Below are 25,202 nucleotides of genomic sequence, written 5' to 3' on the forward strand. Positions count from 1 at the left end.
TTGCTCGAAGGATGACGCTTCGGCGGTGGCCTCGATTTCGTATTCCTGAATGCGACGCCGCTGTCGCATCCGCTCGGAAATCCACTGACAACGCGGGCATTCTCCCGATTAGCGCCGGGCGGTCCATTGTCCCAAAGGACAGGTTGAGGCAGTTCTACCAGGAGATGCGTCAATATGACTGCCGGGTTACGGCTTGACAGCAATTGCCTGTTTTCCCCGAGATGGGCCGGTGCTAGAATTTTATTGCTAAGCGTTGGTTTGACCTGCAGCTCGATGCGGTCTCGGGTGTATGATCAGGTTTATTGGGGCTAGAGCGCTTATCGCTGTTCTGCTGGTTCTGCTGGCGCCCGCGTATCTGTGGCCCCAGGATGGCCGGCCGCATTCCGTGCTCGTGCTCGACCAGTCGAATCTGCGTGGGCCGTTTTACTATCAGCTCTCCTCGGGATTGCGGGAGGTGTTTGACGCCGATGGTCACGTTACGACCTATAGCGAGAATCTGGATCTGACGCGTTTTGGCGGCGCCGCCTATGAGGCGACGTTGAAGCGGTATCTTAAGGAAAAATACCGGGACAGGTCGATCGGCGTCATCGTAGCGAATGGTGCTGGTACGCTCGACCACATGTTGCGCTGGCGTGAGGAATTATGGCCGGGCGTGCCGATCGTTTTCGCCATGCTGGAGGCAAGCCAGCTGGCAAGGTTCGGGCGGCTGACAAACGTCACCGGCGTAGCCGTAAGAAATTCTCTGGCAGGTGCGGTCGAGATCGCTCGTGTTGTGGTCCCTGATCTAGACACGATCGCCCTGGTCGGCGACAGCTGGGATCGGCAGGCACTCTTTCGGCACTGGGGTGAGGAAATTCCCGCCGCGACATCCGGCCTGGAGGTGATTGACCTGGTCGGGCAGAAGATGCCGGATATCCTGAAACGGGTCGCGGAATTGCCGGAGCGCAGCGCCATCGTCTATTCGGGCGTGTTTTCCGACGGGGCAGGCACGTACTATCCCGCGGCGACCGCAATGCGATTGATCTCCGAAAAAGCCAATCGTCCAATCGTGGTTGGCGCCGAGCCGCTCTTGGCCGCGGGAGCCATCGGCGGATACGGCCTGATTGCGCGCGAGATCGGCGTCGAGACGGGAAAACTTGCGTTGCGCATTCTCAATGGCGAGCAGGCAGGAGATATTTCGCCGGTCACACGAGAGTCGAAGCCGCTCTTCAACTGGAAGCAGATGCAACGCTGGAATGTCAGCGAATCGAGCTTGCCCGAAGGCAGTGAGATTCGTTTCCGCGATCCAACTTTCCTTGAACGATATCGGTGGCAGAGCATGGCCATTGCATCGGCGATATTGATACAGGCTGCGCTGATCATATTCCTGTTGCACGAGCGCCATCTGCGGCACGATGCCGAAATGGAGTCTCACAAGCGGATGACGGAGCTTGCGCATGTCAACAGGCAGGCGACGACGGGTGAATTGTCCTCGTCGATTGCCCATGAACTCAATCAGCCGCTGGGATCAATTCTTGCCAATGCCGAAACAGCCGAGCTGATTCTCAAGTCGGACAATCCCGACCTCGAGGAGATCAAGGAAATCCTCGCAGACATCCGACGCGACGACCAGCGCGCCGGCGAGGTGATCCGCCGCTTGCGAGGGTTCTTGAAGCGGACGCCGTTCGAGACCCGGGATATCGATGTCAACGAAATCATGGGGGAGGCGTTCAAGTTCCTCTCGGTACAGGCTTCGGCGCGCAACGTTTCGCTTTATCTGCAAACCGCGCCGGGTGCGCTCCGCATCAAGGGCGACCCGATCCAGCTGCAACAGGTCGTGCTTAATCTGGTCGTCAACGCCATGGATGCAATGGCGACGATTCCATACGGCCGCACCGTGATTGGCCGTACCGAACTGAATGGTGGATCGTCGGCCGTGATCTCGATTTCCGATTCCGGTCCGGGAATACCGGCCGACAGGCTTGCGCAGGTGTTCGATCCATTTTTCACGACCAAGGACCAGGGGATGGGGATCGGGCTTTCGATCGCGCGCACGATCATCCTTGCTCACAAGGGGCAGATCTGGGCCGAGAACCAAAGCGGCGGCGGTGCGGCATTTCACTTCAGCTTGCCGCTGGCCGCATAGGAGAGGGGATGGCGGGCCGGGTTCACGTTGTCGACGATGATGCATCGTTCCGCACGGCGATCGAGCGGCGGTTGACGCTCGCCGGCTACGAGGTTGCGACCTATCCGTCGGCGCAGCAGTTGCTCGATTCTCGCCCTGATGAGAACGTACCTAGCTGCATCCTGCTCGATGTGCGGATACCGGGTCTGAGTGGACCGGAGTTGCAGGGGCGCCTCAATGCGCTCGGCTCCACGGTGCCGATCGTCTTCTTGACCGGCCATGCCGACACGCCGACGACCGTGCGGGCCATCAAGGCGGGCGCTGAGGATTTTCTGACCAAACCGGTCGAGTCGGAAACGCTGCTCGGTGCCATTGAGCGTGCGATAGTACGGCATGCGGTCACGCGCGGCGAGCAGCGACGGCTGGAGGAGATGCTGGCCTTGTTGGCCGCGCTGACGGCGAGGGAGAGGCAGGTATTCGGCCTTGTCGTGCGCGGCAGACTCAACAAGCAGATCGCGCATGAACTTGGAACAACGGAGCGCACCATCAAGGCGCATCGGCATCAGGTCATGGAAAAGATGAAGGTGCGGTCTCTGGCGGAGCTGGTCAGGATAGCGGAGCAACTCGGCTTACTTGGCTAGCGCTGGCGCAATCAATCGTTGCGGCGTGGAACCCTTTCATCAATAGTGCGTGTGTCCGAAAGGACAATATGAAAGCCCGTGGTGAAGCGTAGCGTCGAACTGGGCTGATACGGCTGGCGGGCTTTTTTTGGGAACCTCCGTCCATCTTGAAGGTTGGCGAGCCGTCTCCGCGATTAGCATCGGCGACCTTGGAATGAACTGAGGGCCAGGCATCTTGAACCAGCGCAAAGTCGTTTTTGTCGTTGATGACGACCCATCGATGCTTAAGGGCATGCGACGGTTGCTCAAGCAACATGGTTTTGACACGGTGCCGTTCGAAACGGCCAAGGCCTTGCAGGATCACGATGATTTCGCGCAGGCCTTCTGTCTCATCCTCGACATCAATCTCGGCGACGGATCGGGTATCGAACTGCGCCATCGGTTGGCGGAAGCGGGCGTGTCCCTGCCTGTGATCTACATCACGGGCAACGACAGCGACGCGACGCGGATGGCCGCCATGGCCTCTGGCTGTGTCGCCTACCTGACAAAGCCGTTCACGGCGCAGTCGCTGATCGAGCCGATCAGTCGTGCGGCCGCTTGCGTTGAATAGGGCTGCGGGAAGCTGTTCCGCTCATTCCTCAATGTTCTGCTCGAAGACCTTTATCGGTGCGCCGTTGCGGGCCGCTGCGAACCGATTGAGCGGCAGTGTTGTCGTGACTGCGAGCATATTGGTATCGACGACCTCGATTGTGAGATCGCTGCCATTCTCCATGTTGCGAAGCCATTCCGGTTTGACGAGATCACCGGCGATACAGGTGTTCGTCAGACACCAGGTGAAGGGGAGCTTGTACGCCATGCCCTTATCGACGATGAGCTTGACGCCGGCGGGCATGTAGAGTCCCACGGGCAAAAACACTTGCAGTCTTGCGACGCTGTCTCCTTCGCGCTCGACAACATACACGCGCACCGCGCTCTGGCCGGTTTCGAAATCGCCGCCGATCGTCGTGCGGCAGATCGTCTTGCTGCCGCCCGGCTTGAAGCAGACCTTCTCCCAGTCACCGTATTTGATGGCACGGGCCTCGCGTTGGCCGCGAAGGGCGAATTCGTCCACTCCGGGTTTGGCAGCCTGCTGCGCGTTCACCCTGCCGGACGCTGCCAATGCGAGGATTGCTCCGAGTAGGGCGCCGGGCAGTGCTGAGTGCCGCATCGTCCTCACTTGTGCTTGTCCAGGAAGGCGCTGACGAGCGGCGACCAGATTGGCACGGCATCCGCTGCGCCGATGAAGAAATGACCCTCGGTGCCGTGCGGCGGAAACAGGTGATATTCGGCATTGCCGCCCGCACCCGTGAACGCCGCATACATCCGCTTGGAGAGTTCGGGTCCGAAGAAGCTGTCGTTCTCGATGTAAATCCAGAGCATCGGAATGCGGGAGGTGCGCCCGAATGCGCCAGTCGCTTCGACCAGCTTGTCGGGCGCGCAATTGTTGTTCGGCCTGTCGCCGACGCGGCCGCCACGCCCGGCCGCAAAAGCGATGATCGCCTTCACCGGCGGCGGGTTGACGCTTGACAGTGCAATCGAACCCCAGCCGCCCGCGGATTGGCCGATCACGATGACATGGTCGGGCACGATCCGCCTCAGCCTTGTCATATACTCGATGATCCAGAGATTGAGCTGGGCCGCCGCAAGCCCTGCGTCGCGGAAATTGGGATTGCTGCATTTGCCGATCTTGGAGAAGAACACGGTGAATAGCCCGGCCTCAGGCACGTCGAGAGCCGCCGCGCCGTAGCCGGGACCCGCAGGCGCTACCACCATGTAGCCGCGCCGCGCAAACCACATCGCGGCGTCGCGGAATTCGACCGGTGGAAACAAGCTGCGCTGCACCGGATCGAGCGCTACGCCGTGATTCATGATCGCCAGTGGGAAGGGGCCATTGCCGATCGGGCGCACGACATAGGCGATGGTGGGTGCGGGAAGTGGCAGCGCCCACATCTCCTCCTGCAGCCGAGGCGGATCATCGGATGCCGCCGCGAGCGAGGCACTCGCGACAGCCATCGCGATGAGGAAACATCTCCATGCGCGGCGATGCATGCTGTGTTCCGGTTTGAGACGTGAGCAAAAGTCTTTGCTGCGAGCGGAAAAGGCTTGATCTAAATCAACGGACTCATGGCCGTCAGCAGGACCTTGCCGCAGGAGGAGATTTCCGAAACCGGGGCCGGGCATGAAATCGAAGCGGCCAAAATTCATTCCGCCCGCCGAATGGCTCGCCGCTTACAAGATTTCCTGGTTGGGCGCTGACATCATCGCAGGCGTTACGCTCGCAGCCTACGCGATTCCGGTCTCGCTGGCCTATGCGGCGCTTGCGGGTCTGCCGCCTCAAGTCGGGATTTACGGCTACATGCTCGGCGGCATTGGCTATGCGCTGCTCGGCTCCTCCAGGCAACTGGCGGTCGGCCCGACTTCGGCAATCTCACTGATGATTGCGGCCACGGTCGGACCGCTCGCCGCCGGCGATGGCGTCCGCTACGCGCAGATCGCAAGTCTTACGGCGGCTGCGGTCGCACTGCTCTGCCTGGTCGCATGGCTGTTCAGGCTCAGCATGCTGGTGCGTCTCATTAGCGACAGCATCCTCGTAGGCTTCAAGGCGGGGGCAGGCCTCACCATCATCATGACTCAGTTGCCGGGCCTGTTCGGGGTGGCCGGCGGCGGGCGCAATTTCTTCGACCGCGCCGTCAAGCTTGTCGGTCAGCTCGGTGATATCAACCTGATTGTGCTCGCAATTGGTCTTGCAGCGATCGTGCTGTTGCTGCTTGGCGCTCGGTTCTTGCCGGGAAGACCCGTCGGGCTCGCTGTCGTGATCCTGTCCATCCTCATCGCGACAATCCTTGGGTTGCCTGCGCAGGGCGTCGCGGTTACCGGAGAGATACCGAAGGGGCTGCCAAGTCTGGCCATGCCGACCTTCGGCCTGCTGGAGCCTGACGAATTGTTTCCGCTTGCTGCCGGCATTTTGCTGCTGGCCTATGTTGAAGGTGTCTCAGCCGCGCGAAGCTTCGCAGCCAAACATGATTACCCCCTCGATGTGCGGCAGGAGTTCTTGGGGTTGGGCGCCGCAAACCTCGCGGTATCGCTGGGTCACGGTTATCCCGTCGCGGGCGGACTATCGCAGTCGGCGGTCAACGATCAGGCCGGAGCCCGCACGCCGCTTGCGCTGATCCTCTGTTCGGCCACGCTAGCGATCTGCCTGCTCTTTCTTACCGGATTACTGACGAACCTTCCAAAGGCGGTGCTCGCAGCGATCGTTTTCACCGCGGTCTACAAGCTTGTCGACGTCGCAGCACTCGTCCGCATGTGGCGGATCAGCCGGATCGATTTTTACGCTGCGGCGATTGCACTGGCCTCGGTGCTGCTGCTCGGTATCCTGCAAGGTATATTGCTCGCCGCGCTCGCTTCGATCTTCCTTCTCCTGGCGCGCGCCTCGCAGCCCAACGTGGCATTCCTCGGCCGCCTGCCTGGAACGGGCCGTTATGCCGACAGCGCACGTAACCCGGATGTCGAGCCGCTCGTTGGCATCATCGCATTCCGTCCCGAAGCGTCACTGCTTTACATCAATGCCGAGACTGTCCTGGAGACGGTGCTGGCGAGAGTCCACGCGACGCCAGATACGAAGTTGGTAATCTGCGGCCTCTCGTCCTCGCCGTTCATCGATCTCGCTGGCGCCAAAATGCTGCACGATCTTCATGGCGAGCTTTCCGCACGCGGCATCGCGTTCCAGATCGTCGGCGCCCGCGGACAGGTTCGCGACGTTCTGCAAGCAGACGGGCTGGCAAACAAGACCGACAGCGCCAATTGGACCCGGCGGATGGATAGTGTGCTCGGTGATCTCAAGGGCGATTGATCCCGCGCCATCGCGACATACCGAACCTGCGGCACCGCGCTCAAGACCAGCATTCGTTGACTTGGATCAAAGTCCATCATGAGGGCCAGCCCGAGCATCGGCAACGCGCCTGCGCAGACTTGGAAAGCAAGACGATCCTTGCGCAATGGGCGGCCTGCATTTCCGAGCCCGGGGTCATGGTGGCATGGGCTCAAGCCTGAAAAGGAAGCGTGATGACGAAATATCGAAGGATTGTGCTGGCCGTGACGCTGGCATTTCTGGCTTCAGCCGGCTTGGTGACATCCAGTCTGGCCGAGGTCGGCCAGGTCGCCGTCGTCTTCACCAAGGGCGGTTTCATCGTCGGCGTAGGCGGTGGGCAGGGCGTGCTGACCTTTCGCGGCAGAAAATATCCTTTCACCGTATCGGGCATGAGCGTCGGTTTCACGATCGGCGCCTCGACCAGCAAGTTCGTCGGCAGGGCCTTGAATCTGCGCAGCCCCGGAGACCTGGCCGGCAGCTATGCTGTGGGCGGCGCGGGTGGCGCGCTCGCGGCCGGGGCAGGCGGTGTGCAATTGCAGAACGCCAATGGCGTGATCCTCCAGCTCAGTGGCCCGCGGGTCGGCGTTGAGGCCTCGGCGGCGGTGGGAGGCGTCACCATCACGATGCAATGATCGACGCGGCGGGAGCCTGCCTTGAAAACCGGTCTTGGGCGACTCCCGCTGTTCGGTCAGTAGCGTTCCTCGACGAAGGTCATTCTGCGCAGACTTGCTTGATCGTCATAGTGGCCCTTATTGGAGCGCTTCGGCAGCCTGACCTTGTCGCGCGCGATCTTCTTGTACGGGATTGTCTTGAGGATGTGCGAGATGACATTGAGGCGCGCCCGCCGCTTGTCGTCCGAGCGGATCAGCCGCCACGGCGCGTGCTTGGTGTCGGTCGCCTCCAGCATCATGTCGCGGGCGCGTGAGTAGTCATACCAGCGGCCGAACGATTCAGTATCCATGGGGCTGAGCTTCCACTGCCGCAGCGGATCCTCGATGCGCGCATTGAAGCGGATTTCCTGCTCCTGCATCCCGACCTCGAGCCATAGCTTGATCAGGATGATGCCGCTCTCAACGGCAAATCTCTCGACCTGGGGACATAGTTCCAGGAAGCGCTCGTGCTCCTCCGGACTGCAAAAGCCCATGACATATTCCACGCCGGCGCGGTTGTACCAGCTTCGGTCGAAGATCACGATCTCGCCGCCGGCCGGAAATTGCTCGATGTAGCGCTGCATGAACAACTGGCTCTTCTGCCGGTCCGAAGGCGCGGGCAGGGCGCAGACGCGGAATACCCGCGGGCTCACCTTTTCGGTGAGCGCCTTGATGGTGCCGCCCTTGCCAGCGGCGTCCCGGCCCTCGAACAGGATGATCACCCGTAGCTTGCTGGCCTTCACCCACTCCTGCAAATGGCAGAGCTGAACCTGCAGCTTGCGCAGTTCCTTCTCATATTCCTTACGCTTCATCTTCGGCGCAACGTCATCCTTGGCCATACGCAATGATCCAAATGACCCGAATTTCAAACGGCTAGCCGTCCCAACTGATCGTGATGCTGATGTCGCCCGGCACGCCACCGGGGAAGTCGATGATCTGGTAGCGGATGCGATACCCGCGCGGCTGCAGATAATCGCTCCACAGCTGATAGATTTCCTTGGGGATGCCGGTGAGCGTCTTCTCCCAGCCGCTCTCCATCTGGTTGATGGCGCGGCCCTTGTCGGTGCATAGCGAGTTCGGGAAGCGGTAGACCTGCACCTCGGAAAGGCCATTGCGCACCGCGCGCTGAATCACGGTGGAGGCCAGCTTGACCTTCTCATCTTCGGACAGGCCCGACGGTTTGCTGAGCTTGTCGATCAACGCGCGCTTTTCGGCTTCCGCGGCCGCAAAACGCTTGGCGTGCTCTTCGGCTTTCTGAGCTTCCTTCAACGCCGCCTGCTGCTGAATGTCCTTCGCGCTGGGGATCAGATCATCGATCTTGGGCATGGCTAATCTCTCCGGGGTAACCGCTGGCGCTCGGCCGGCTTCAAGCTAGAGCCGCCGGCGCGGGGCACCCTTTGATTCAGATCAAGCGTTTGCTAGCCTGACCCAGCACTGTCCGGGATCAGGATTGCGCTGCGCCCAGACATCTGAAGGGGGAGAAGCGATTTGACCGACCAGATGCATCCGGCGGCCCCGCATCATCTGCCGTTTTTCGTTCCCGGCCCGGACGGGTCGGACACCCTGATGCTGGTGATGGGGATATTCCTCGTCGCGACCGTTCTTTGGGTCGGCACCCTGTACTGGAAGCTGCACAGCCTGCCCGAGCGCATGGCGCACAGGACGCATAAGATGCAATTCGAGATCGTCGCCGTTCTCGGCCTGATCTCGCTCTTTACCCACATGCATATTTTCTGGATCGCGGGCCTGCTGCTCGCGATGATCGATCTGCCGGATTTCTCCACCCCGCTGCGCAGCATTGCCGGATCGGTCGAGCGCATTGCGGATGCCGCGCCGGACGGGCCCGGCATCGAGCCTTCCGAGGTCGAGACCAAGCCGGCTGCGCACCCCATCGGCAGGGCGGTTGCGAAGGAGGAGGCGGGCGGCCATGCTTGAGTTGATGATCTGCTCGCTGGTGACGATCGTGCCGGATTATCTCTACCGCCGCTATGCTCAGGGCAAACGGTTCGGCAAGGAGATCACCTTCTTCTCCGTCTGGTATGAGCTGCGCTGGGGCATCACCGGTTGCCTGATGCTGACGATCGCGCTGATCACGATGATTTTCTATTACCACCCGTCCACCTCGACTGCGGCGATCTATTTCCGCACCGTACCGATCCTGCCCGAAGGCTCCGGCCGCGTGGCCGAAGTCAATGTCGGATTCAGCGAGGATGTAAAGAAGGGTGACGTCCTCTTCCGGCTCGACAGCTCGAAGCAGACAGCGGCGCTGGAAACTGCAAAGCGCAAGGTTGCCGAGGTCGAGGCGTCCTTCATTAGCGCGCGCGCCGATGTGGTGAAGGCGGAGGCCCAGGTCGGCGAAGCCAAGGCCAACCTGCAGCAGGCCAAGGACGAACTTGACGTGAAAACCGAGCTGCAGCGCCGCAATCCCGGCATCGTGCCGCAGCGTGATATCGAGAAGCTGCAGGTGTTGGTCGATCAGCGGCAGTCCGGCCTCGATGCGGCGAATGCTGTGAGGGAATCGGCCGCATTGCGCGTTTCGACTCTACTGCCAGCGGAGAAGGCGAGCGCCGAGGCCGCGCAGGCGCAGGCGCAGGTCGATCTCGACAAGACCTTTGTGCGTGCCGGCGTCGACGGCCGGGTCGAACAATTCCTGGTTCGTACCGGCGACATCGTGAATCAGTTGATGCGGCCGGCGGGCGTATTGATCCCAGAAGGTGCGGGGCGAAGCGTGCTGCAAGCCGGTTTCGGGCAAATCGAGGCGCAGGTCATGAAGCCGGGCATGATCGCGGAAGCGACCTGCGTCTCGAGGCCCTGGGTCATCATTCCGCTCGTGGTCACGAATGTTCAAGACTACATTGCCGCGGGTCAGTTCCGCGCCGGTGAGCAACTGGTCGATCCGCAAAGCCTGCGCCAGCCGGGCACGATCCTCGCCTTCCTCGAGCCGCTCTATAAGGGCGGGCTCGAAGGGGTGACGCCGGGCTCAAGCTGCATCGTCAACGCCTATACCAGCAATCACGATGTGATCACTGACCCCAAGACCGGTGCGCTGAAGGGCTTTGCCTTGCATGCCGTCGATGCGACCGGGCTCGTGCATGCGCTGCTGCTGCGCATCCAGGCGCTGCTGCTGCCGATCAAGACGCTGGTGCTTAGCGGTCACTGAAGGAAAGGCGATGAAATCGATGTACCGAAATGCTGTGCTTTCCGCCTTGCTTGTAAGTGCGTCCTTCGTCATGCCGGATGCCGCCATTGCCTTCGATCTCAATGGCGCGTGGGTCAGCGATGCCGAGAACTGCGCCAAGGTTTTCGTTCGCAAGGGCGCGCAGGTGACTTTCACAGATATGTCCGACGTTTATGGCGGCGGTTTCATCATCGACGGCGACCAGATCACGGGCAAGTACGCCCGCTGCCGGATCAGAGCGAAAAAGAACGAAGGTGCCGACATCAACCTGCTCGCGGCCTGTGCATCCGACATCATGCTGCAGAATGTGCAATTCAACCTCAAGGAAGTCGACGCCAACACCGTGATCCGGATGTTCCCGGGAATCGCAGGCATGGAAATCAAGTATGCGCGCTGCCCCGCGCCTTAGCGGATAGGCCAGCTTGATTCATGTCAAGCGTGGTCCCCGCGGATGCGCGCTCAAATGGGTACGCATTCCATGGAGGAACTAATGACCCAAGGATCACATCTCAGGACCATGATCCGGTTTTCCACGGCAACCGCCGTCATTGCCGTCCTGTCGGTCGCGGCAGGCAATGGCGCCCGCGCCGACGATCCCGCGAAATTGCTGAAAGCGATGTCTGATTATCTGGCGAACGAGAAATCGCTCTCGGCCAAGTTCGACAGCGATATCGAAGTCGTTACGCCTGAATTGCAGAAGATCCAGTTCACGAGCTCGGGCGAGATGAAGATGAACAGGCCCGACAAACTGCGGATCCGCCGCACCGGCGGCTACGCCGATGTCGAACTGGTCTATGACGGCAAGACGGTTTCGCTCTACGGCAACAATGCGAAATCCTATGTCCAGGCCGACGTTGCCGGAGGTACCGACAAGATGATCGACGCGCTGTACGGCCATTCGAGCGCCGGACTGCCGGGCGCGGATCTCTTGCTGTCCAACTCCTATGACGAGTTGATGGCCAACGTGACCCAAGGCAGCCATATCGGCCAAGGCGTCGTGGATGGTGTGGAGTGCGAGCACCTTGCCTTCCGCGGTCCCGACACCGATTGGCAGATCTGGATCGAGACCGGCGCGAAGCCGGTGCCGCGCAAATATGTGATCACCAGCAAGACCGTTACCGGCGCCCCGCAATACACGTTGAGGATCAGAGACTGGAAGACGGACGCCAACGCCGATGCGGACTTCACGTTCAAGCCGCCGGCCGACGCGACCAAGGTGGCGCTCGACTCCACGGCCATGATCGAATTCGATGAGATTCCCCCCGGCACAGTTGCAGGAGCGAAGAAATGACCATGTTGCCACGCAAACTTATTGTACCCGCAGCCGCCGCCATAGCGCTCGCCGGCGGCCTGTTCTGGAACGGCGAAACGGCGGTCGACAAGGGCGTGATCAGCTCTGCCGAGGCGCGCGTTGGCCGTCCGTTGACGCCGATGAGCTACGCTGGGGTCGCACGCCGCACCACGCGGCGGGCTGTCGCGGTTGGCGCGGGTGCGGCCGCCGCCGGTGCAGCCGCTGGCGCCTACTACGGATCGGGCTGCGTCCAGGCGGTCGATGCCTACGGCCGGGTCGTTACACGCTGCTGACGGAACTCGGCGAAAGATCTTTCTGCGGCAGTTTCCCCGGCCCCGAATTCATGCTGCTATGGCGACTGGTTGTAACTAACAACAGGTGCCGGAGAGCGGTGAAACGCCGCGGGACGATTGAGATAGGGAAAGCGCGCCTAACCCTAGCGGTTTGGCGCGTTTTGTTGTTGCTGTCGCTGATGGGTCCTTCCGATCCAGCCGGCGCAGCCGAACCAGAGCACAAGCGGATTCTTATCCTGCACTCGGTCGGCCGCGAATTCCGCCCCTGGAACGAGTGGGCCAAGGCGATCCGCGCTGAACTGGACCGGCAGTCGCCTTGGACGGTCGACGTCCAGGAGCATTCGCTGATCGCCGCGCGTTCCGCAGATGCGGACGCCGAAACTCTTTTTCTCGATTACCTGCAAGCGCTCTACGCCGGCCATCCGCCTGATTTGGTCATCGGCGTTGGCGCACCCGCCGCCTCATTCATTCAGCGTAACCGGCAGCGATTTTTCCCAGCAACACCGACGCTGTTTACGACAATCGAGGCACGTCGCGTCCAATACTCCAAGATGACAAACAACGACACCGTTGTCGCGGTCACGCACAGGTTTCTCGTTCTGTTCGAAAGCTTCCTGAAGATATCGCCAGAGACAAAAGTGATCGCCATCGTCAATGGTGCATCGCCCAACGAACTATTCTGGCGGGGCGAGATGGAGCGAGAGCTGAAGCCGCTCGAAGGCGAGGTCGAGATCAGGTGGTACGACAAGCTCTCCTACGAGGACACACTGAAGCAGCTCGCCGCTCTGCCGCCGCATTCCGCAATCTTTTGGTACCAGATGGTTGCTGATGCAGCCGGCGTGGCGCATGAGGGTGACCGGGCGCTGACCAGGCTCTTCAAAGTCGCGAACGCGCCAATCTTCTCTCATGACGATGCTTTCTTCGGAGAAATCGTCGGTGGCCCGATGCACTCGCCCCTCGAGGGCAGCCGCAGGGCGGTCGGCGTCGCGATCCGGATCCTCAACGGCGAGAAGCCCGCCGAGATCAGGACGCAGCCCAGCGAATTTGCGCCGGCCAAGTATGACTGGCGGGAGCTGCAACGCTGGGGCATTAGCGAAAGCCTCTTGCCGCCCGGAAGCACCGTGTATTTTCGAGAGCCTTCGGCCTGGGAGAAATATCGCTGGCAGATCGCCTTTGTGTGTGCGGTGATGCTCGTGCAGGCCGGCTTGATCTCGATCCTGCTCTATGAGCGCCGTCGCCGCCGCGTTGCCGAGGTCGAGGCGCGCCGGCGCATGGCGGAGCTTGCGCATGTCAATCGCTATTCGATGGCGGGAGAGCTCACCACCTCAATTGCACATGAACTCAACCAGCCTCTCGGGTCTATCCTTGTCAACACGGAATCGGCGGAACTGCTGCTCAACGCGCCGTCGCTCAACGTGGCCGAGCTGAAGGAAATCATCTCCGACATCAGGCGCGATGACCAGCGCGCCGGCGAGGTGATCCGGCGACTGCGCAGCCTTCTGAAACGTGCGCCGTTCGAGGCTCAGCAAATCGATCTCAACGACGTGGTCGACGAAAGTCTCGACCTGGTTTCAGGGTTGGCCCACGCCCGGGCGGTGACGGTCGAAAGCGTGCTCAGCACTGAGGCCCTGCCGGTGCAAGGCGACCGGATCCAGTTGCAGCAGGTTCTGCTCAATCTGATTCTGAACGCGACCGACGCGATGGCCACCCTCGATAAGTCGCGGCGCAAGGTCACGGTGCGAACCGCTCGCGACAGCGATATTGCTCAAGTCGAGGTCGTCGACAATGGTCCGGGTCTCCTTGCCGGCAGCGACGAGATTTTCGAGCCCTTCTATACGACAAAGCCGAGCGGCATGGGCATGGGCCTTTCCATCGCGCGGACCATCGTCGAGGCCCATGAGGGGGAGATTTCCGCGGAGAATCGTGCCGGGCGGGGCACGGTATTTCGTATCCGTCTTCCGCTCGCGTCTAGCGCCCTCGCGGTCTCTTGATCTGGATCAATCCTTTCGACATCCTCGATTGATCCCATCCCTCGGGATCGCAGTCTCATCGCACCAGGCGTGCTGCTGCTGATTCCATATTGATCGAGTGAACACGCATGGACCCGGCCAAATTGCCCACCTGGATGCGGGTCACGCTGGTCGCCGGAATCTTCATTCTGGTCGCAGGAGCCAGTCTGTTTGCATGGCGCTGGTACTCCCGGCCAACGACGCTGACCATCGCCGTAGGGTCGCTCGACGGGGAGGCGAGCCGGGTGGTGTCGGCACTGGCAAGCAAGCTCGCGCAACAGAAGGCGCCGGTGCGGCTCTCCATGGTGGAGGCGGGCAGCGCACTCGACGCGGCTAACGCGTTTTCCTCCGGCAAGGTGGACCTTGCCGTGGTCAGGGGCGATGTCGGCGATCTCTCGAAGGCGCAGGCCGTTGCCGTCGTCGCGCGTGCGGTGGTGCTGCTGGTCGCGCCGCCAGGCTCCGCCATCACTGACATGGCGAGTCTGAAACGCGCGACCGTCGACGTGATCGGCGTCGATGGCAACAAACGGCTGATAAAGGTTCTCACCGACGAGTACGATCTTGCGCGGTCGGGCGTGACGTTCAAGAATCTGGCGCCGCCGGACGTCCGCCGCGCGCTCGATGCAAAGGAGGTGCGCGCGATCCTGATCATGATGCCGCTCGCCGAGAAATACCTCGCGCTGCTGCGCGGGCTGTTTCCGCAGAGCGCAAAATCGGGTCCGGTGCTGATTCCGATCGAATCCGCCGGGGCTATTGCCGAAAAGGATCGCGCTTACGAAAGTTTCGACGTGCCGAAGGGCACGTTGCGTGGCTCGCCACCCAACCCGGCCGATGACGTCACGACGTTGCGAACGTCGTTCTATCTGGTCGCGCAGAAGAAGCTCGACAGCGACCTCATTGCGGACCTGACGGAATCGCTGATGAATGCGCGGCGGGACCTGCTGCCGGAATATCCGCTGCTCGGCCAGATCTCCACGCCGGATACCGATGCGTCCGCCTACATCCCGCTGCATCCAGGCGCGGCCGCCTTCTACAACGGCACGCAGGAAAGCTTCCTCGATAAATGGGGCAACGTCATCTTCCTCGCGCCGATGATCCTGGGTGGGCTCGCCTCCGTGCTCGCCGCCGGCTGGAAGTTCCTGCGCGCGGACCGTCCGCAGACACGCGAGGAGGCACTGGACGCGCTCTATGCGCTCGGCCGGCGCATCCGTATCTGTAGCAGCCTCGCCGAACTCGATGAGATTGAAGGGGAGATAGACCGTGTGCTGCAGGGCCAGCGCGGCAAGGAGGCCGCGGGCGAGAAGGAACCGCGAGATGCGGTCGCGCTGAACGTGGCGGCGCACCGGCTGGAAAACCTGATTCATGATCGCCGGATCGCCCTTGCAGCGCAGCAGAAGGAAGTGCCGCGCGCGGGCTGAGCGGGCGAATTCCTTTGATCTTTGTCAAACCTCCGGCCTGCCTGCGGCCCGAAGTTCCGCAGGAAGACAGGAATGGAGGCGACGATGTTTCGTTGCAACAAGATGCTGTTTGCGCTGGCGCTGCTGCTTGTCCCCGTCACCGCACCAGCACAAACACCCGCCAATCCGCCTGCGCCGAGCCAGACGCCAGCCCAGCCGTCGGCCGAACAAGCCCTGCTGAAGCCGGAACAGCTCGAGGCCCTGGTCGCGCCGATCGCGCTCTATCCGGATGAGCTGCTCGCCAATGTGCTGGCGGCCTCTACGTATCCGCTCGAAGTGGTGCAGGCCGACCGCTGGGTGAAGGGCAACAAGAGCCTGAAAGGCGATGCGCTGAAGGCGGCCGTCGACAAGCAGGCCTGGGATGAGAGCGTCAAGGCGCTGGTCTCCACGCCCGATGTGATCGCGATGATGAGCGACAAGATCGACTGGACCAAGAATCTCGGGGACGCCGTGCTCGCGCAACAGCCCGATGTGATGGACGCCATTCAGCGGCTGCGCGCAAAAGCGCAGGCGCGCGACAAGCTCGTCACCAACAAGCAGCAGAAGGTGAGCGTTCAGAAGCAGGACAACAGGGATGTGATCGTGATCGAGCAGGCGCAGCCCGGCACCATGTACGCGCCCTATTACGATCCCGCCACCGTCTACGGCGAGTGGCCCTATGCGGCCTATCCGCCCTACTATTTCGGCTATCCGTCCTATATCGGCGCCGGCGTGATCGCGGCCGGTCTCGCATTCGGCGCAGGCTGGGCGATCGGGCGCTGGGGTAATTACTGGGGCGGTGGCTTCAACTGGGGCAATCGCAACGTCTACGTCAATCACGTCAACAAGATAAACAATGTCGGCAACGGCTGGCAGCACAACCCGGCGCACCGCCAGGGCGTGAAATATGCCAGCCAGAACGTCGCCAACCGGTTCGGCAACACCAATGCGCGGGCGGGCGTCAGCGACCGCATGGATTTCCGCGGCCGCGACGGCCAGCAGGCGCTCAAGCCCGGCGGCGATCGTCCCGGTGCGGGCGACCGCGCGGGTGATCGCGCCGGTGACCGCATGGCGGATCGTGCCGGCGATCGCGCAGGCGACAGGGCCGGTGATCGTGCCGGCAACCGCGGCGGGGACCGTGCCGGTGCCGCAGATCGAGCCAAGGGAGGCGATCGGGCAGGGGCAAGTAATCGCGCCAAGGGCGGCGGCAACCGCGCGGCGACGGCCGACCGAGCCCGTGGCGGCGGGGGACGCGGCGGCGGCAGCGCCTTCTCCGGCATGTCGTCCGCGCGCGCTGCCAGCGTTGCTTCGGCGCGTGGCCAGATGAGCATGGGCGGCCGAGGCGGCGGCGCAGCTTTCGCTGGCCGTGGCGGAGGTGGCGGATTTGCAGCGGCGGGCGGCGGTGGCTTCCGTGGCGGTGGCGGCGGAGGTTTCCGTGGCGGCGGGGGTGGCCGACGATCTGATATCGCGCTGAAGCACGATGTCGCTCTGCTCGGCCACCTCGCCAACGGCCTCGGCTACTATCGCTTCAGCTATCTCGGAAGCCAAAAGGCCTATGTCGGTGTCATCGCACAGGAAGTGCAGAACCTTATGCCCGAGGCTGTCACCCGCGGTCCGGACGGCTATCTCCGCGTGCGCTACGGGCAACTGGGACTGAAGTTCCGGTCTTACGCCGACTGGCTCGCCGGTGGCGCAAAAATACCCGCATCATCGGAGGTCTTGCCATGAGAAGGCCTGGATCACTCCGCCGCCTCGCTTGGCTGTGTGCGGTCACGATCGCGGCAACGGGATTGCCGACCTCATCCTCCCTGGGTCAGCAAGCCTATCCATCGCCGGAAGACGCTGCAGCGGGACTCGCGGCCGCCGTCAAGACCGGAACAAGAAGTGCGCTTCTCAAGGTCCTCGGCAAGGACGGCGGAGACATTGTCGAGTCCGGCGACGATGTCGCTGACGCGGAGGCGCGCCAGCGCTTCCTCTCCGCCTATGATGCAAAGCATTCCATCAAGGCCGAGGGAAACAAGAAGGCGACGCTGATCCTCGGCACCAACGACTTTCCGTTTCCGATTCCGCTGGTGAATTACAACACCGGCTGGGAGTTCGACCCGGCGGCCGGGCGCCGCGAGATCCTGTATCGCCGTATCGGCCGCAACGAACTGGACGCCATTCAGACCTGCCTTGCCTTCGTCGATGCCCAGAACGAGTACGCCGAGAAGGATCGCACCGGCAACGGCGTTGGCGTTTACGCACAACGCATCGTCAGCACCCCCGGCAAGAAGGATGGGCTGTTCTGGCGGGACGATGGTGACCCCAGTCCGCTCGGCGAACTGGCCGCGAAGGCGTCAGCCGAAGGGTACAAGACCAGGGGCGATCAATCCGCGCCGTACCATGGATATTATTTCCGGATCTTGACCGGGCAGGGATCCGACGCGCCCGGCGGAGCGCTCAACTATGTCGTCAAGGGAAAGATGATTGGCGGCTTCGGATTGATCGCCTATCCCGCTGAATACGGAAATTCCGGCGTCATGACCTTTGTGGTCAATCACGCCGGCACCGTCTACCAGAAGGATCTTGGAAAACGCACGGAGGCCATCGCCAAACGCATCTACCTGTTCGATCCGGATCAGACCTGGAAGAAGGTCGATGCGGCAAATCCTTGAAGGTAAAGCGCCGGCAATGCTGCGGATGGTTCGCCGCGCCGTGATGGCGCTTTTCATCGTATTGCCGGCGACACCGTCGCTCGCGCAGGCGCCCGGCTATGTCCGGGTCAAGCTGGTGAAGGCTGGCCTGATGCTGGGTACCGGCGGCGGCAATGGTGTGCTGACCTATCGGGGCCGCGACTATCCGTTCAGGGTATCGGGCCTCAGCTTCGGTGTTACGGCCGGTGCATCGGTCAACCGCCTGGAAGGATGGGCGTCAGGCATAAGGCAGGTCGGCGACTTCGCTGGCACCTACAGCTCGGTAGGTGGCGGCGGCGCCTTTGTCGGCGGCTTTGGAGGCATTCATCTCGGCAATGAAAAGGGCGTGACGATCGCACTTCAAGGCCCGCGTGCCGGCATGGAGTTCGCAGCGAACCTCACCCGTGTGACGATTTCCCTAAGGTAAACTGTCTCGTATTTAGTACGCCGCAAGCGGCCAATTGCCGATCACACGAAATCGCTGGTCGGGTTCGTCCTGACGGAACAGCGCAATTCGATCGACCGCCAGGTCGCGCACACCGCTGTCCCGAAAGCGATCCCGCAGCATCGCGAGAATAGGGGCGTGCCGGCTGAGGTCCAGCCGGCCGGTAAGCGTCATGTGGAAGCGAAATTCCTCGAAGACGTAAGGATAGCCCCAGCGCTCGAGGTAGTCGCGCTGTTGCGGCGTCAGTTTGGACGGGTTGCGCCGGGCGCGATCCTCCTCCGTCAGCGGCGCACGGAACGGGTCGAACTCGCGGACGCAGTCGGCGGCGAGGCGTTCGAGATCGGCCGGCACCTCCGCAGGCACCAGCGCGATGAAGCCGCTGATGGCGCCGACGACGGGTTTGATCGCCGGAATGGCGCGGGGCGCGCCGGCAAAGGCGGCGCAGGCGGCCATCAGCTCGCTTTCGCTCTTGCCCGGTGCCAGCGCCATCGGCGGCTTCAGCGTGGCATGGAAGCCGTATTTGCGCGGATCCTGCGTCATCTCGCGCCACTCGGGCGGCAATCCCGTGTCACGCGGGAAGGGCACATCGGCGCCCTGATAAGCGTCATAGCCGAGCAGTTCTGCGCCAAAACGGTCGAGCGCGTTGCCAGGTTCGGGCGCAAAGTAAATCGCGTAGCGGGGATAGTTCACCATTGGCCGGACTTTAGTGACGCCTCACGCCGCCGCAACCGCCTTGCGCGATGCCGGGGCATGCACCAGGCGGCCGGCATCCGTCAGATGAGCCAGCCTGCCGCCGGCGATGACCGCGACAATACGCGGGCGCAGCGGCACTTCGTCATCCACCAGAATAAGATCGGCGCGGTGTCCCGTGGCGAGCCTGCCGCGATCGGCAAGGCCCGCAGCCTGTGCTGGCGCTGCCGAGATCAACTGCCACGCCTGCGCCAGCGGCAGGATGCCGTCAACCGCCAGGCGGAAAGCCGCGAGCACGGGCGCCGGATAGTAATAGTCTGATGCCAGCACGCTGCAGAGGCCCTTTTCGATCATGTCGGCGGCCTTGGTCCACCCGGTGTGGCTGCCGCCGCGCACCACGTTGGGGGCGCCGAATACGATGAAGTCGCCCCCCGCGGCCGCCTCGCGGGCGGTTGCCTCGTTGACGGGAAACTCAGCGATCGTAACGCCCTGCGCGCGAAAGGCCTTTCGCATCTCGGGGCTGTCGTCGTCATGGGAGAGCATTTTGGCGCCGGCGGCCCGCGCCATCCCGGCAAGCCGCGAAATCGAGGCGGGCACCTCATCTGCGCGTGCAACGACGCGCTGCACCAGGTCGTCAAATGCCTCGCCGGACAGCCCGGTGCGCTCGACCATGCGGTTGCGCTTCTCCGGCTTGCTCAGGCTCGCCACCGTCGAATTCATGTGGTCGTTGAACGCGAACAGGTCGATGCGGCCCTCCGAGAGCCATTGTCCGATCTCGCCTTCGGCATCGAGATTGTAGGTCTCGTGGCGCAAATGGAAGCGGGTATCCGCCGCAAGCTTCGGCCTCAAGCTCTCCATCGCTTCAAGCAGCAGCCGCGCATTGTTGCGGCTGCGTAGCCCCGGCTCCCACGACCAGGTCGTGGCATGAAAAACGGTGGTGATGCCGTTGGCGATGGCCTGCCGGTCGCTGTCGGCAAGCGCGACATCAACCGGGAAATCAACGCCCGGGCGGGGCATCATCTGCCGTTCAAAGGCATCGCCATGCAGATCGACGATGCCGGGCAGCACCAGGAGCCCGCGTGCATCGATGCCGATGGCGCCACGTCCGGGATCGCTTCCGATGGCACTGATGTCGCGGCTCGCAACATGAACCGAGGTTTCGACGAATTCTTCGCCTAGCAGGGCCTGGCCACCTTCAACAATGATGTCGGTCACGATGTCGCACTTTTTCGGTTGCTGCAAATAGGTCGGGCCGAAGCCGTCTCGGTCGGTTGGATCGATAGCTGCTTGCCGGCCATCCTCAATTTCCATGTGCGAGCGCTAAGGTCCGGACCACGTCTTCAGCGGGATTGATGACAAAGCTATGACGCATCGATGACGGAGGAGCGGGCTGTGGACGGATCGTCGCATCGCAGCGGGCCGTCACACAACTGTAAACTCGCTGCTTTAGCGGTCGAGCCAGAAGGACGCTAGTGGAGCATTGCATGCTGGTCGTGGAAGGTCTGACGTGTCGTTTCGGCAAAAAAGCCGCTGTCGACAACGCGTCATTTTCGATTGCACCCGGCAGCTTTGTCGGCGTGATCGGCCGCTCCGGCGCCGGCAAGTCGACGCTTCTACGCATGATCAACCGCCTCGCGGATCCCTCTGAGGGCCGCATCCTGTTCGATGGCGTAGATGTCACGGCGCTGCGCGGCCGCGAGCTGCGGCAATGGCGCGCGCGCTCGGCCATGATCTTTCAGCAATTCAATCTGGTCGGCCGGCTCGATGTGCTCACCAATGTGTTGATGGGGCGGCTCGCCGAAATGCCGACGTGGCGCTCGCTCGCTCAACTCTGGCCCGAAGCCGACCGCGCGCTGGCGATGTCGGCACTGGAGCAGTTCGACATGGCACAGCTCGCCGCGCAGCGCGCCGACCAGCTTTCCGGCGGCCAGCAGCAGCGCGTGGCGATTGCGCGCGCGCTGGTGCAAGAGCCGGACATCATCCTGGCCGATGAGCCGATCGCCTCGCTCGATCCGCGCAATACCCGCATCGTCATGGATGCGCTGCTGCGCATCAACAAGCATTTCGGCATCACCGTCCTCTGCAACCTGCATTCGCTCGATCTGGCGCGCAGCTATTGCGACAGGCTGATCGGCATGGCGGCAGGCCGGGTGGTGTTCGACGGCGCGCCCGCTGCATTGACGGACCATATCGCCCGCGAACTCTACGATCTCGAAGCCAATGACGTGATGGGTAGCTCGCCTGCGGGGGTGCCAGACGTTGCGGCCATTCCGGCGCTGGATACCGCCGCCGCGGCCTGAGACCGATACATCAAGACAAGTAGCCGCTGCGTACTGCAGTCGGTCAAGGCGTAATCACAAACGAGAGGCAAACCATGTTCAATCGTCGTATCGTGCTTGCCGGCGCAGCCGCGCTGGCCTTCAGCGCCACAACCGCTATTGCGCAGGACTGGAAAGGCAAATATCCGGAGCTGACCTTTGCGGTGGTCCCAGCCGAGAACGCCTCGGGTGTGACCGAGCGCTGGACACCGTTCGTGAACTATCTCTCCAAGGAACTCGGCGTAAAGGTGACGCTGCGCATCGCCAATGACTACGCTGCGGTCATCGAGGGGCAGCGCGCCGGCAATATCCACATCGCCAGCTACGGCTCGGCCTCGTTCGCGCGTGCCCGGCTGACCGCCGTCAAGAGCGACGCCTTTGCCAACGACATCAATGCCGATGGTTCGACCGGCTATTACTCGGTGTTCTTCGTCAAGGCGTCGAGCCCGTACAAGACGATTGACGACGTCAAGGCCAAGAACCTCGGCCTTGTTGATCCGAACTCGACCTCCGGCAACAACGTGCCGCGCTTCGAGCTCAACAAGCTGGGCGTTCCCGATGCCGAACAGTATTTCGGCAAGGTCGTCTTCACCGGCAGCCACGAGAACGCGATGCTGGCGCTGGCGCAGGGTACGGTCGACGTCGCCGCCAATCAGTGGACCTCCGATGACGACTCGACGCTTGCCCAGATGCTGCACAAGGGCATGCTGAAGAACGCCGACGGCTCGCCGATGAAAAAGGACGATTTCCGTATCGTCCACAAATCGGCGCCGATCATCAACGGCCCCTATGCCTACAATTCGGACCTGCCGGAAGACCTGAAGGCGGCGATCGCGAAAGCATTCTTCGATGCACCGGCCAAGGACAAGGCCGCGTTCGATCGCCTCTCCGATGGCCAGAAGAAAGGCTTCCATCCCGCCACGACCAAGGATTGGGACGGCACGATCGAGCTGATCAAGTTCGTGGACGCCCTGCGCAAGAAGAAGGCGTCGTGATCGAAGGGTGATAAGGACTCGGCCGGGCGGCAACGACCCGGCCATTTCCTTGGCTCCGACCCGACATGACCAGCGCCGTTTCCATTCTCCCCGAGCAGCAGCTTGCGAGCCTCAATGAGGCCTATCGCATGGCGGTGCGGCGCAAGCGCCTGCGCGGGGTGTTTTCGGCCACCCTGTTTCTGGCTGCCCTTACGCTCGCCGCCATTGGTTCCGAAGTGAACCTGCGGACGCTCTTCACTTACTTCGGTAATTTTGTCAGCTATTTCGATCGCATCCTGACACTGGATGATCACACCAGGGTCTGGACCAATTTCGGCGAGTGGTTCTGGGGATGGCAGAAGTGGCTGAAGCTGCTCGGGGAAACTATCCTGATCAGCTATGTCGGGACGCTCGCCGGCGCGGTGCTGGCGTTCGGACTGAATTTCCTGGCCGCCGAAAATACCTCGCCTGCGCCGTGGCTGCGCTTCGTGGTCCGCCGCGCGCTGGAATTCGCCCGCACCGTGCCGGGCATCGTGTTTGCGCTGATCTTCGTCATCGCCTTCGGCCTTGGACCGATGGCCGGCGTGCTCGCGATTGCGATCCATTCGACCGGCGCGCTTGGAAAGCTGTTTTCCGAGATCGTGGAAAATGTCGACATGAAGCCGGTCGAGGGCGTGCGTTCCACCGGCGCAAGCTGGCTCTCCTGCATGCGCTTTGCCGTGCTGCCGCAGGTCACCGCGGGCTATGCGAGCTACGCGCTGTTGCGCTTTGAGATCAATGTCCGCGAGGCGTCGGTGATGGGTTTTGTCGGTGCTGGCGGCATCGGTCAGGAACTCGTCGTCGCCATCAGGAAGTTCTATTATTCCGACGTCAGCGCAATCCTCATCACCATCATCGTCACGGTATTCCTGATCGACATCGCGACCGGCTGGATGCGCGCGAAATTGTTCGGCGGGGAGGCACGGACATGACACGGCTGCCGTCTGAAGATCACGCCAAGTTGCGACAGCGATACCCCGAGGTGTTCGATCGGCCTGCGTCATCGCGGCTGGCGACACCGCTTATGATAGCGCTGGCGCTGGCGATCTTCATTTTCGGCTTGGTGGATCTCGATTTCTCGCCGTCACGGCTGATCGCCGGGATCAGCCAACTTGGCTGGATCATCCTGATGATGCTGCCGCCTGATCCCGGATCTTCGCTGCCGGCCTATCTCGCCGCCCTTGGCGAGACGATCTCCATCGCGCTGCTCGGCACCACTATCGCAGCGGTCGCCGCGCTGCCGGTCGGCCTGCTCGCGGCAAGGAACGTCGTGCCGTCCATCATCTTCCGTTTCCCGGTGCGACGCTTTCTGGATTCGATCCGCGGCGTCGATACGCTGATCTGGGCGCTGGTCTGGATCAACGTCGTCGGGCTTGGACCATTTGCCGGCGTGCTCGCAATTGCGATCGCGGACTTCGGCGCCTTCGGAAAACTGTTTTCGGAGGCGATCGAGGCCGCGGACCGCAAGGAAGTGGAGGGCATCCGTGCTGCCGGGGGCGGCAAGCTGCACGAAATCCGCTTCGGGCTGATGCCGCAGGTGCTGCCCGTCATTGCGGGGCAGGTGCTGTACTTCATCGAATCCAATACGCGTTCGGCGACTATTATCGGTATCGTCGGCGCAGGTGGCATCGGCCTGCAACTCGCCGAGCAAATCCGCGTGCTGGAATGGCAGAAGGTCTCATTCCTGATCCTGATGATCCTGGTGGCGGTCGCCGCCATCGACTGGATCTCGAACCGCTTGCGCTTTGCCATTATCGGCCGGCGCGCCGTCGCCTGAACGTCAGCTCTCCACCAGGAACTGCACCCGTTCGGCGGCAAAGCGCACATGCTTTGTGACCAGCGGCCGTCCCTCGATATCGACGTCGGTCGAATCGACGATGAGGATCGGACGGCCGAGGGCGAGGTCCAGGCGCGCGGCGTCGGTGGCGTCGACAATGCCGGCGGTGATCCGGGTTGAATCGCGGCGATAATCGCGAATCCCGTAATGGGCCAGCAGTTTTGTCATGGAGCGCGCGGCAGCGTAGACGCGCCCCGCCTCGGGGAATCGCTCGGCTGACAGCCAATGCGTGCCGACGCAGATCGGCGCACGGTCGGCCAGGCGCAACGCTTCGATCCGGACCAGCGGCGCGCCGGTCTTGAGGCTAAGCTCGCGCGCTAACTCGCGGCCGGCGATTTCTTCCGAAGCCTCGATCATTTGCCCGCGCGGCTCGTGTCCGCTGGCGCCGACAATCTCGGAAAATCGCGTGCGCGAGCGCAGGGGATAGGCGAGGCGCGGCGCCTCGACATAGGTGCCGCTGCCGCGTTCGGCGCGTACCAACCCGCGCTCGGCGAGCGCCGCCAGCGCCCGCCGCACGGTGTGGCGGTTGACGCGGTAAATGTCGGCGATCTCCATCTCGCCCGGCAGCTTCTCGCCCGCGGCGAAGCGGCCGTCGGCGATGCCGCGCTCAATACCGTCGGCAACCTGGCGCCACAGCGCCACGCCGGATGCGCCATCCTGGATGCTCATGTCGTGCCGGGGCCTGAAGCGGACATTGGAAATATCATCGCGGTGTCACGAAACGGTCATTTGC

At 62.4% G+C, this 25,202-nt stretch carries 26 protein-coding genes; 19 read left to right on the forward strand and 7 right to left on the reverse strand.

Annotation, left to right across the window (positions count from 1 at the left end; genetic code table 11):
• The first annotated feature begins 385 nt into the window (after positions 1-385).
• The 3 genes from QA643_RS09285 (at position 386) to QA643_RS09295 (ending at position 3,334) form a co-directional block, all read left to right on the forward strand.
• The gene (locus QA643_RS09285; RefSeq protein ID WP_283032883.1) at positions 386-2,125 is read left to right on the forward strand and encodes an ABC transporter substrate binding protein; all 1,740 of its coding nucleotides are present in this window, start codon (positions 386-388) and stop codon (positions 2,123-2,125) included.
• Positions 2,126-2,133: 8 nt separating this feature from the next.
• On the forward strand, positions 2,134-2,745 hold the full coding sequence (locus tag QA643_RS09290) for a response regulator (protein WP_283032884.1): 612 nt from the start codon (positions 2,134-2,136) through the stop codon (positions 2,743-2,745).
• Positions 2,746-2,959: 214 nt separating this feature from the next.
• On the forward strand, positions 2,960-3,334 hold the full coding sequence (locus QA643_RS09295; protein ID WP_283032885.1) for a response regulator: 375 nt from the start codon (positions 2,960-2,962) through the stop codon (positions 3,332-3,334).
• Between the two features lie 21 nt (positions 3,335-3,355).
• On the opposite strand, the gene QA643_RS09300 is transcribed toward QA643_RS09295, so the two are convergent.
• Entirely contained in the window at positions 3,356-3,931 is a 576-nt protein-coding gene (locus QA643_RS09300; protein ID WP_283032886.1) for an invasion associated locus B family protein, read from the reverse strand.
• A gap of 5 nt (positions 3,932-3,936) precedes the next feature.
• Entirely contained in the window at positions 3,937-4,812 is an 876-nt protein-coding gene (locus QA643_RS09305) for a dienelactone hydrolase (protein WP_283032887.1), read from the reverse strand.
• 130 nt (positions 4,813-4,942) lie between these two features.
• Here QA643_RS09305 and QA643_RS09310 point away from each other — a divergent pair, with 130 nt between their 5' ends.
• A complete protein-coding gene (locus tag QA643_RS09310) occupies positions 4,943-6,616 on the forward strand; it encodes a SulP family inorganic anion transporter (RefSeq protein WP_283032888.1) in 1,674 nt (557 codons plus the stop codon).
• A 212-nt stretch (positions 6,617-6,828) separates the two neighbouring features.
• Positions 6,829-7,266, forward strand: a complete 438-nt coding sequence (locus QA643_RS09315; protein WP_283032889.1) for a hypothetical protein — start codon at positions 6,829-6,831, stop codon at positions 7,264-7,266.
• 56 nt (positions 7,267-7,322) lie between these two features.
• On the opposite strand, the gene ppk2 is transcribed toward QA643_RS09315, so the two are convergent.
• A complete protein-coding gene (ppk2, locus tag QA643_RS09320) occupies positions 7,323-8,123 on the reverse strand; it encodes a polyphosphate kinase 2 (RefSeq protein ID WP_283032890.1) in 801 nt (266 codons plus the stop codon).
• Positions 8,124-8,157: 34 nt separating this feature from the next.
• Positions 8,158-8,610 carry a hypothetical protein gene (locus QA643_RS09325; RefSeq protein ID WP_283032891.1) on the reverse strand — a complete coding sequence of 151 codons (453 nt, stop codon included), beginning with the start codon at positions 8,608-8,610 and terminating at the stop codon, positions 8,158-8,160.
• A 162-nt stretch (positions 8,611-8,772) separates the two neighbouring features.
• On the opposite strand from QA643_RS09325, the gene QA643_RS09330 reads away from it, so the two are divergent.
• From QA643_RS09330 to QA643_RS09375, 10 genes are all read left to right on the forward strand, one after another.
• On the forward strand, positions 8,773-9,219 hold the full coding sequence (locus tag QA643_RS09330; RefSeq protein ID WP_283032892.1) for a hypothetical protein: 447 nt from the start codon (positions 8,773-8,775) through the stop codon (positions 9,217-9,219).
• On the forward strand, positions 9,212-10,444 hold the full coding sequence (locus QA643_RS09335; RefSeq protein ID WP_283032893.1) for a biotin/lipoyl-binding protein: 1,233 nt from the start codon (positions 9,212-9,214) through the stop codon (positions 10,442-10,444). The genes QA643_RS09330 and QA643_RS09335 overlap by 8 nt, the downstream gene beginning before the upstream one ends.
• Before the next feature lie 19 nt (positions 10,445-10,463).
• Positions 10,464-10,871, forward strand: a complete 408-nt coding sequence (locus QA643_RS09340) for a hypothetical protein (protein ID WP_283032894.1) — start codon at positions 10,464-10,466, stop codon at positions 10,869-10,871.
• Positions 10,872-10,952: 81 nt separating this feature from the next.
• Entirely contained in the window at positions 10,953-11,753 is an 801-nt protein-coding gene (locus tag QA643_RS09345) for a DUF2092 domain-containing protein (protein ID WP_283032895.1), read from the forward strand.
• On the forward strand, positions 11,750-12,046 hold the full coding sequence (locus QA643_RS09350; protein ID WP_283032896.1) for a hypothetical protein: 297 nt from the start codon (positions 11,750-11,752) through the stop codon (positions 12,044-12,046). The genes QA643_RS09345 and QA643_RS09350 overlap by 4 nt, the downstream gene beginning before the upstream one ends.
• Positions 12,047-12,210: 164 nt before the next feature.
• A complete protein-coding gene (locus QA643_RS09355) occupies positions 12,211-14,037 on the forward strand; it encodes an ATP-binding protein (RefSeq protein WP_283032897.1) in 1,827 nt (608 codons plus the stop codon).
• 107 nt (positions 14,038-14,144) lie between these two features.
• Positions 14,145-15,473 carry a TAXI family TRAP transporter solute-binding subunit gene (locus tag QA643_RS09360; protein ID WP_283032898.1) on the forward strand — a complete coding sequence of 443 codons (1,329 nt, stop codon included), beginning with the start codon at positions 14,145-14,147 and terminating at the stop codon, positions 15,471-15,473.
• Positions 15,474-15,557: 84 nt separating this feature from the next.
• Positions 15,558-17,219 carry a DUF3300 domain-containing protein gene (locus QA643_RS09365; protein ID WP_283032899.1) on the forward strand — a complete coding sequence of 554 codons (1,662 nt, stop codon included), beginning with the start codon at positions 15,558-15,560 and terminating at the stop codon, positions 17,217-17,219.
• On the forward strand, positions 17,216-18,148 hold the full coding sequence (locus tag QA643_RS09370) for a DUF2950 domain-containing protein (protein WP_283032900.1): 933 nt from the start codon (positions 17,216-17,218) through the stop codon (positions 18,146-18,148). The genes QA643_RS09365 and QA643_RS09370 overlap by 4 nt, the downstream gene beginning before the upstream one ends.
• Positions 18,132-18,593 carry a hypothetical protein gene (locus tag QA643_RS09375; RefSeq protein ID WP_283032901.1) on the forward strand — a complete coding sequence of 154 codons (462 nt, stop codon included), beginning with the start codon at positions 18,132-18,134 and terminating at the stop codon, positions 18,591-18,593. The genes QA643_RS09370 and QA643_RS09375 overlap by 17 nt, the downstream gene beginning before the upstream one ends.
• Positions 18,594-18,605: 12 nt before the next feature.
• Here the strand turns inward: QA643_RS09375 and QA643_RS09380 are convergent, their stop codons facing one another.
• Positions 18,606-19,304 (reverse strand): DUF1045 domain-containing protein, encoded by a 699-nt coding sequence (locus tag QA643_RS09380; protein ID WP_283032902.1) that lies wholly within the window; start codon positions 19,302-19,304, stop codon positions 18,606-18,608.
• Between the two features lie 21 nt (positions 19,305-19,325).
• The gene (locus QA643_RS09385; RefSeq protein WP_283034751.1) at positions 19,326-20,516 is read right to left on the reverse strand and encodes an alpha-D-ribose 1-methylphosphonate 5-triphosphate diphosphatase; all 1,191 of its coding nucleotides are present in this window, start codon (positions 20,514-20,516) and stop codon (positions 19,326-19,328) included.
• Between the two features lie 269 nt (positions 20,517-20,785).
• Between QA643_RS09385 and phnC the strand changes: the two genes are divergently transcribed.
• From phnC to phnE (QA643_RS09405), 4 genes are all read left to right on the forward strand, one after another.
• Positions 20,786-21,601, forward strand: a complete 816-nt coding sequence (gene phnC, locus QA643_RS09390) for a phosphonate ABC transporter ATP-binding protein (RefSeq protein WP_283032903.1) — start codon at positions 20,786-20,788, stop codon at positions 21,599-21,601.
• A gap of 74 nt (positions 21,602-21,675) precedes the next feature.
• Positions 21,676-22,614, forward strand: a complete 939-nt coding sequence (gene phnD, locus QA643_RS09395; protein WP_283032904.1) for a phosphonate ABC transporter substrate-binding protein — start codon at positions 21,676-21,678, stop codon at positions 22,612-22,614.
• A 65-nt stretch (positions 22,615-22,679) separates the two neighbouring features.
• A complete protein-coding gene (phnE, locus tag QA643_RS09400) occupies positions 22,680-23,564 on the forward strand; it encodes a phosphonate ABC transporter, permease protein PhnE (RefSeq protein WP_283032905.1) in 885 nt (294 codons plus the stop codon).
• Entirely contained in the window at positions 23,561-24,409 is an 849-nt protein-coding gene (gene phnE / locus QA643_RS09405) for a phosphonate ABC transporter, permease protein PhnE (protein ID WP_283032906.1), read from the forward strand. The genes phnE (QA643_RS09400) and phnE (QA643_RS09405) overlap by 4 nt, the downstream gene beginning before the upstream one ends.
• Positions 24,410-24,412: 3 nt before the next feature.
• On the opposite strand, the gene phnF is transcribed toward phnE (QA643_RS09405), so the two are convergent.
• Positions 24,413-25,138 carry a phosphonate metabolism transcriptional regulator PhnF gene (phnF, locus tag QA643_RS09410; RefSeq protein ID WP_283032907.1) on the reverse strand — a complete coding sequence of 242 codons (726 nt, stop codon included), beginning with the start codon at positions 25,136-25,138 and terminating at the stop codon, positions 24,413-24,415.
• Positions 25,139-25,202: the final 64 nt, after the last annotated feature.

The organism is Bradyrhizobium sp. CB3481, assembly GCF_029714305.1.
Taxonomy (GTDB): Bacteria; Pseudomonadota; Alphaproteobacteria; order Rhizobiales; family Xanthobacteraceae; genus Bradyrhizobium.

What these genes read in the sequence shown, in the direction of transcription:
- QA643_RS09305 (WP_283032887.1), bottom strand. Translation starts at nt 4,812, where the DNA reads ATGCATCGCCGCGCATGGAGATGTTTCCTCATCGCGATGGCTGTCGCG.
- QA643_RS09345 (WP_283032895.1), top strand. Translation starts at nt 10,953, where the DNA reads ATGACCCAAGGATCACATCTCAGGACCATGATCCGGTTTTCCACGGCA.
- phnE (WP_283032905.1), top strand. Translation starts at nt 22,680, where the DNA reads ATGACCAGCGCCGTTTCCATTCTCCCCGAGCAGCAGCTTGCGAGCCTC.
- ppk2 (WP_283032890.1), bottom strand. Translation starts at nt 8,123, where the DNA reads ATGGCCAAGGATGACGTTGCGCCGAAGATGAAGCGTAAGGAATATGAG.
- QA643_RS09375 (WP_283032901.1), top strand. Translation starts at nt 18,132, where the DNA reads ATGCGGCAAATCCTTGAAGGTAAAGCGCCGGCAATGCTGCGGATGGTT.
- QA643_RS09335 (WP_283032893.1), top strand. Translation starts at nt 9,212, where the DNA reads ATGCTTGAGTTGATGATCTGCTCGCTGGTGACGATCGTGCCGGATTAT.
- QA643_RS09310 (WP_283032888.1), top strand. Translation starts at nt 4,943, where the DNA reads ATGAAATCGAAGCGGCCAAAATTCATTCCGCCCGCCGAATGGCTCGCC.
- phnD (WP_283032904.1), top strand. Translation starts at nt 21,676, where the DNA reads ATGTTCAATCGTCGTATCGTGCTTGCCGGCGCAGCCGCGCTGGCCTTC.
- QA643_RS09380 (WP_283032902.1), bottom strand. Translation starts at nt 19,304, where the DNA reads ATGGTGAACTATCCCCGCTACGCGATTTACTTTGCGCCCGAACCTGGC.
- QA643_RS09290 (WP_283032884.1), top strand. Translation starts at nt 2,134, where the DNA reads ATGGCGGGCCGGGTTCACGTTGTCGACGATGATGCATCGTTCCGCACG.
- QA643_RS09325 (WP_283032891.1), bottom strand. Translation starts at nt 8,610, where the DNA reads ATGCCCAAGATCGATGATCTGATCCCCAGCGCGAAGGACATTCAGCAG.
- QA643_RS09365 (WP_283032899.1), top strand. Translation starts at nt 15,558, where the DNA reads ATGTTTCGTTGCAACAAGATGCTGTTTGCGCTGGCGCTGCTGCTTGTC.
- phnC (WP_283032903.1), top strand. Translation starts at nt 20,786, where the DNA reads ATGCTGGTCGTGGAAGGTCTGACGTGTCGTTTCGGCAAAAAAGCCGCT.
- QA643_RS09315 (WP_283032889.1), top strand. Translation starts at nt 6,829, where the DNA reads ATGACGAAATATCGAAGGATTGTGCTGGCCGTGACGCTGGCATTTCTG.
- phnF (WP_283032907.1), bottom strand. Translation starts at nt 25,138, where the DNA reads ATGAGCATCCAGGATGGCGCATCCGGCGTGGCGCTGTGGCGCCAGGTT.
- QA643_RS09340 (WP_283032894.1), top strand. Translation starts at nt 10,464, where the DNA reads ATGTACCGAAATGCTGTGCTTTCCGCCTTGCTTGTAAGTGCGTCCTTC.
- QA643_RS09300 (WP_283032886.1), bottom strand. Translation starts at nt 3,931, where the DNA reads ATGCGGCACTCAGCACTGCCCGGCGCCCTACTCGGAGCAATCCTCGCA.
- phnE (WP_283032906.1), top strand. Translation starts at nt 23,561, where the DNA reads ATGACACGGCTGCCGTCTGAAGATCACGCCAAGTTGCGACAGCGATAC.
- QA643_RS09370 (WP_283032900.1), top strand. Translation starts at nt 17,216, where the DNA reads ATGAGAAGGCCTGGATCACTCCGCCGCCTCGCTTGGCTGTGTGCGGTC.
- QA643_RS09350 (WP_283032896.1), top strand. Translation starts at nt 11,750, where the DNA reads ATGACCATGTTGCCACGCAAACTTATTGTACCCGCAGCCGCCGCCATA.
- QA643_RS09360 (WP_283032898.1), top strand. Translation starts at nt 14,145, where the DNA reads ATGGACCCGGCCAAATTGCCCACCTGGATGCGGGTCACGCTGGTCGCC.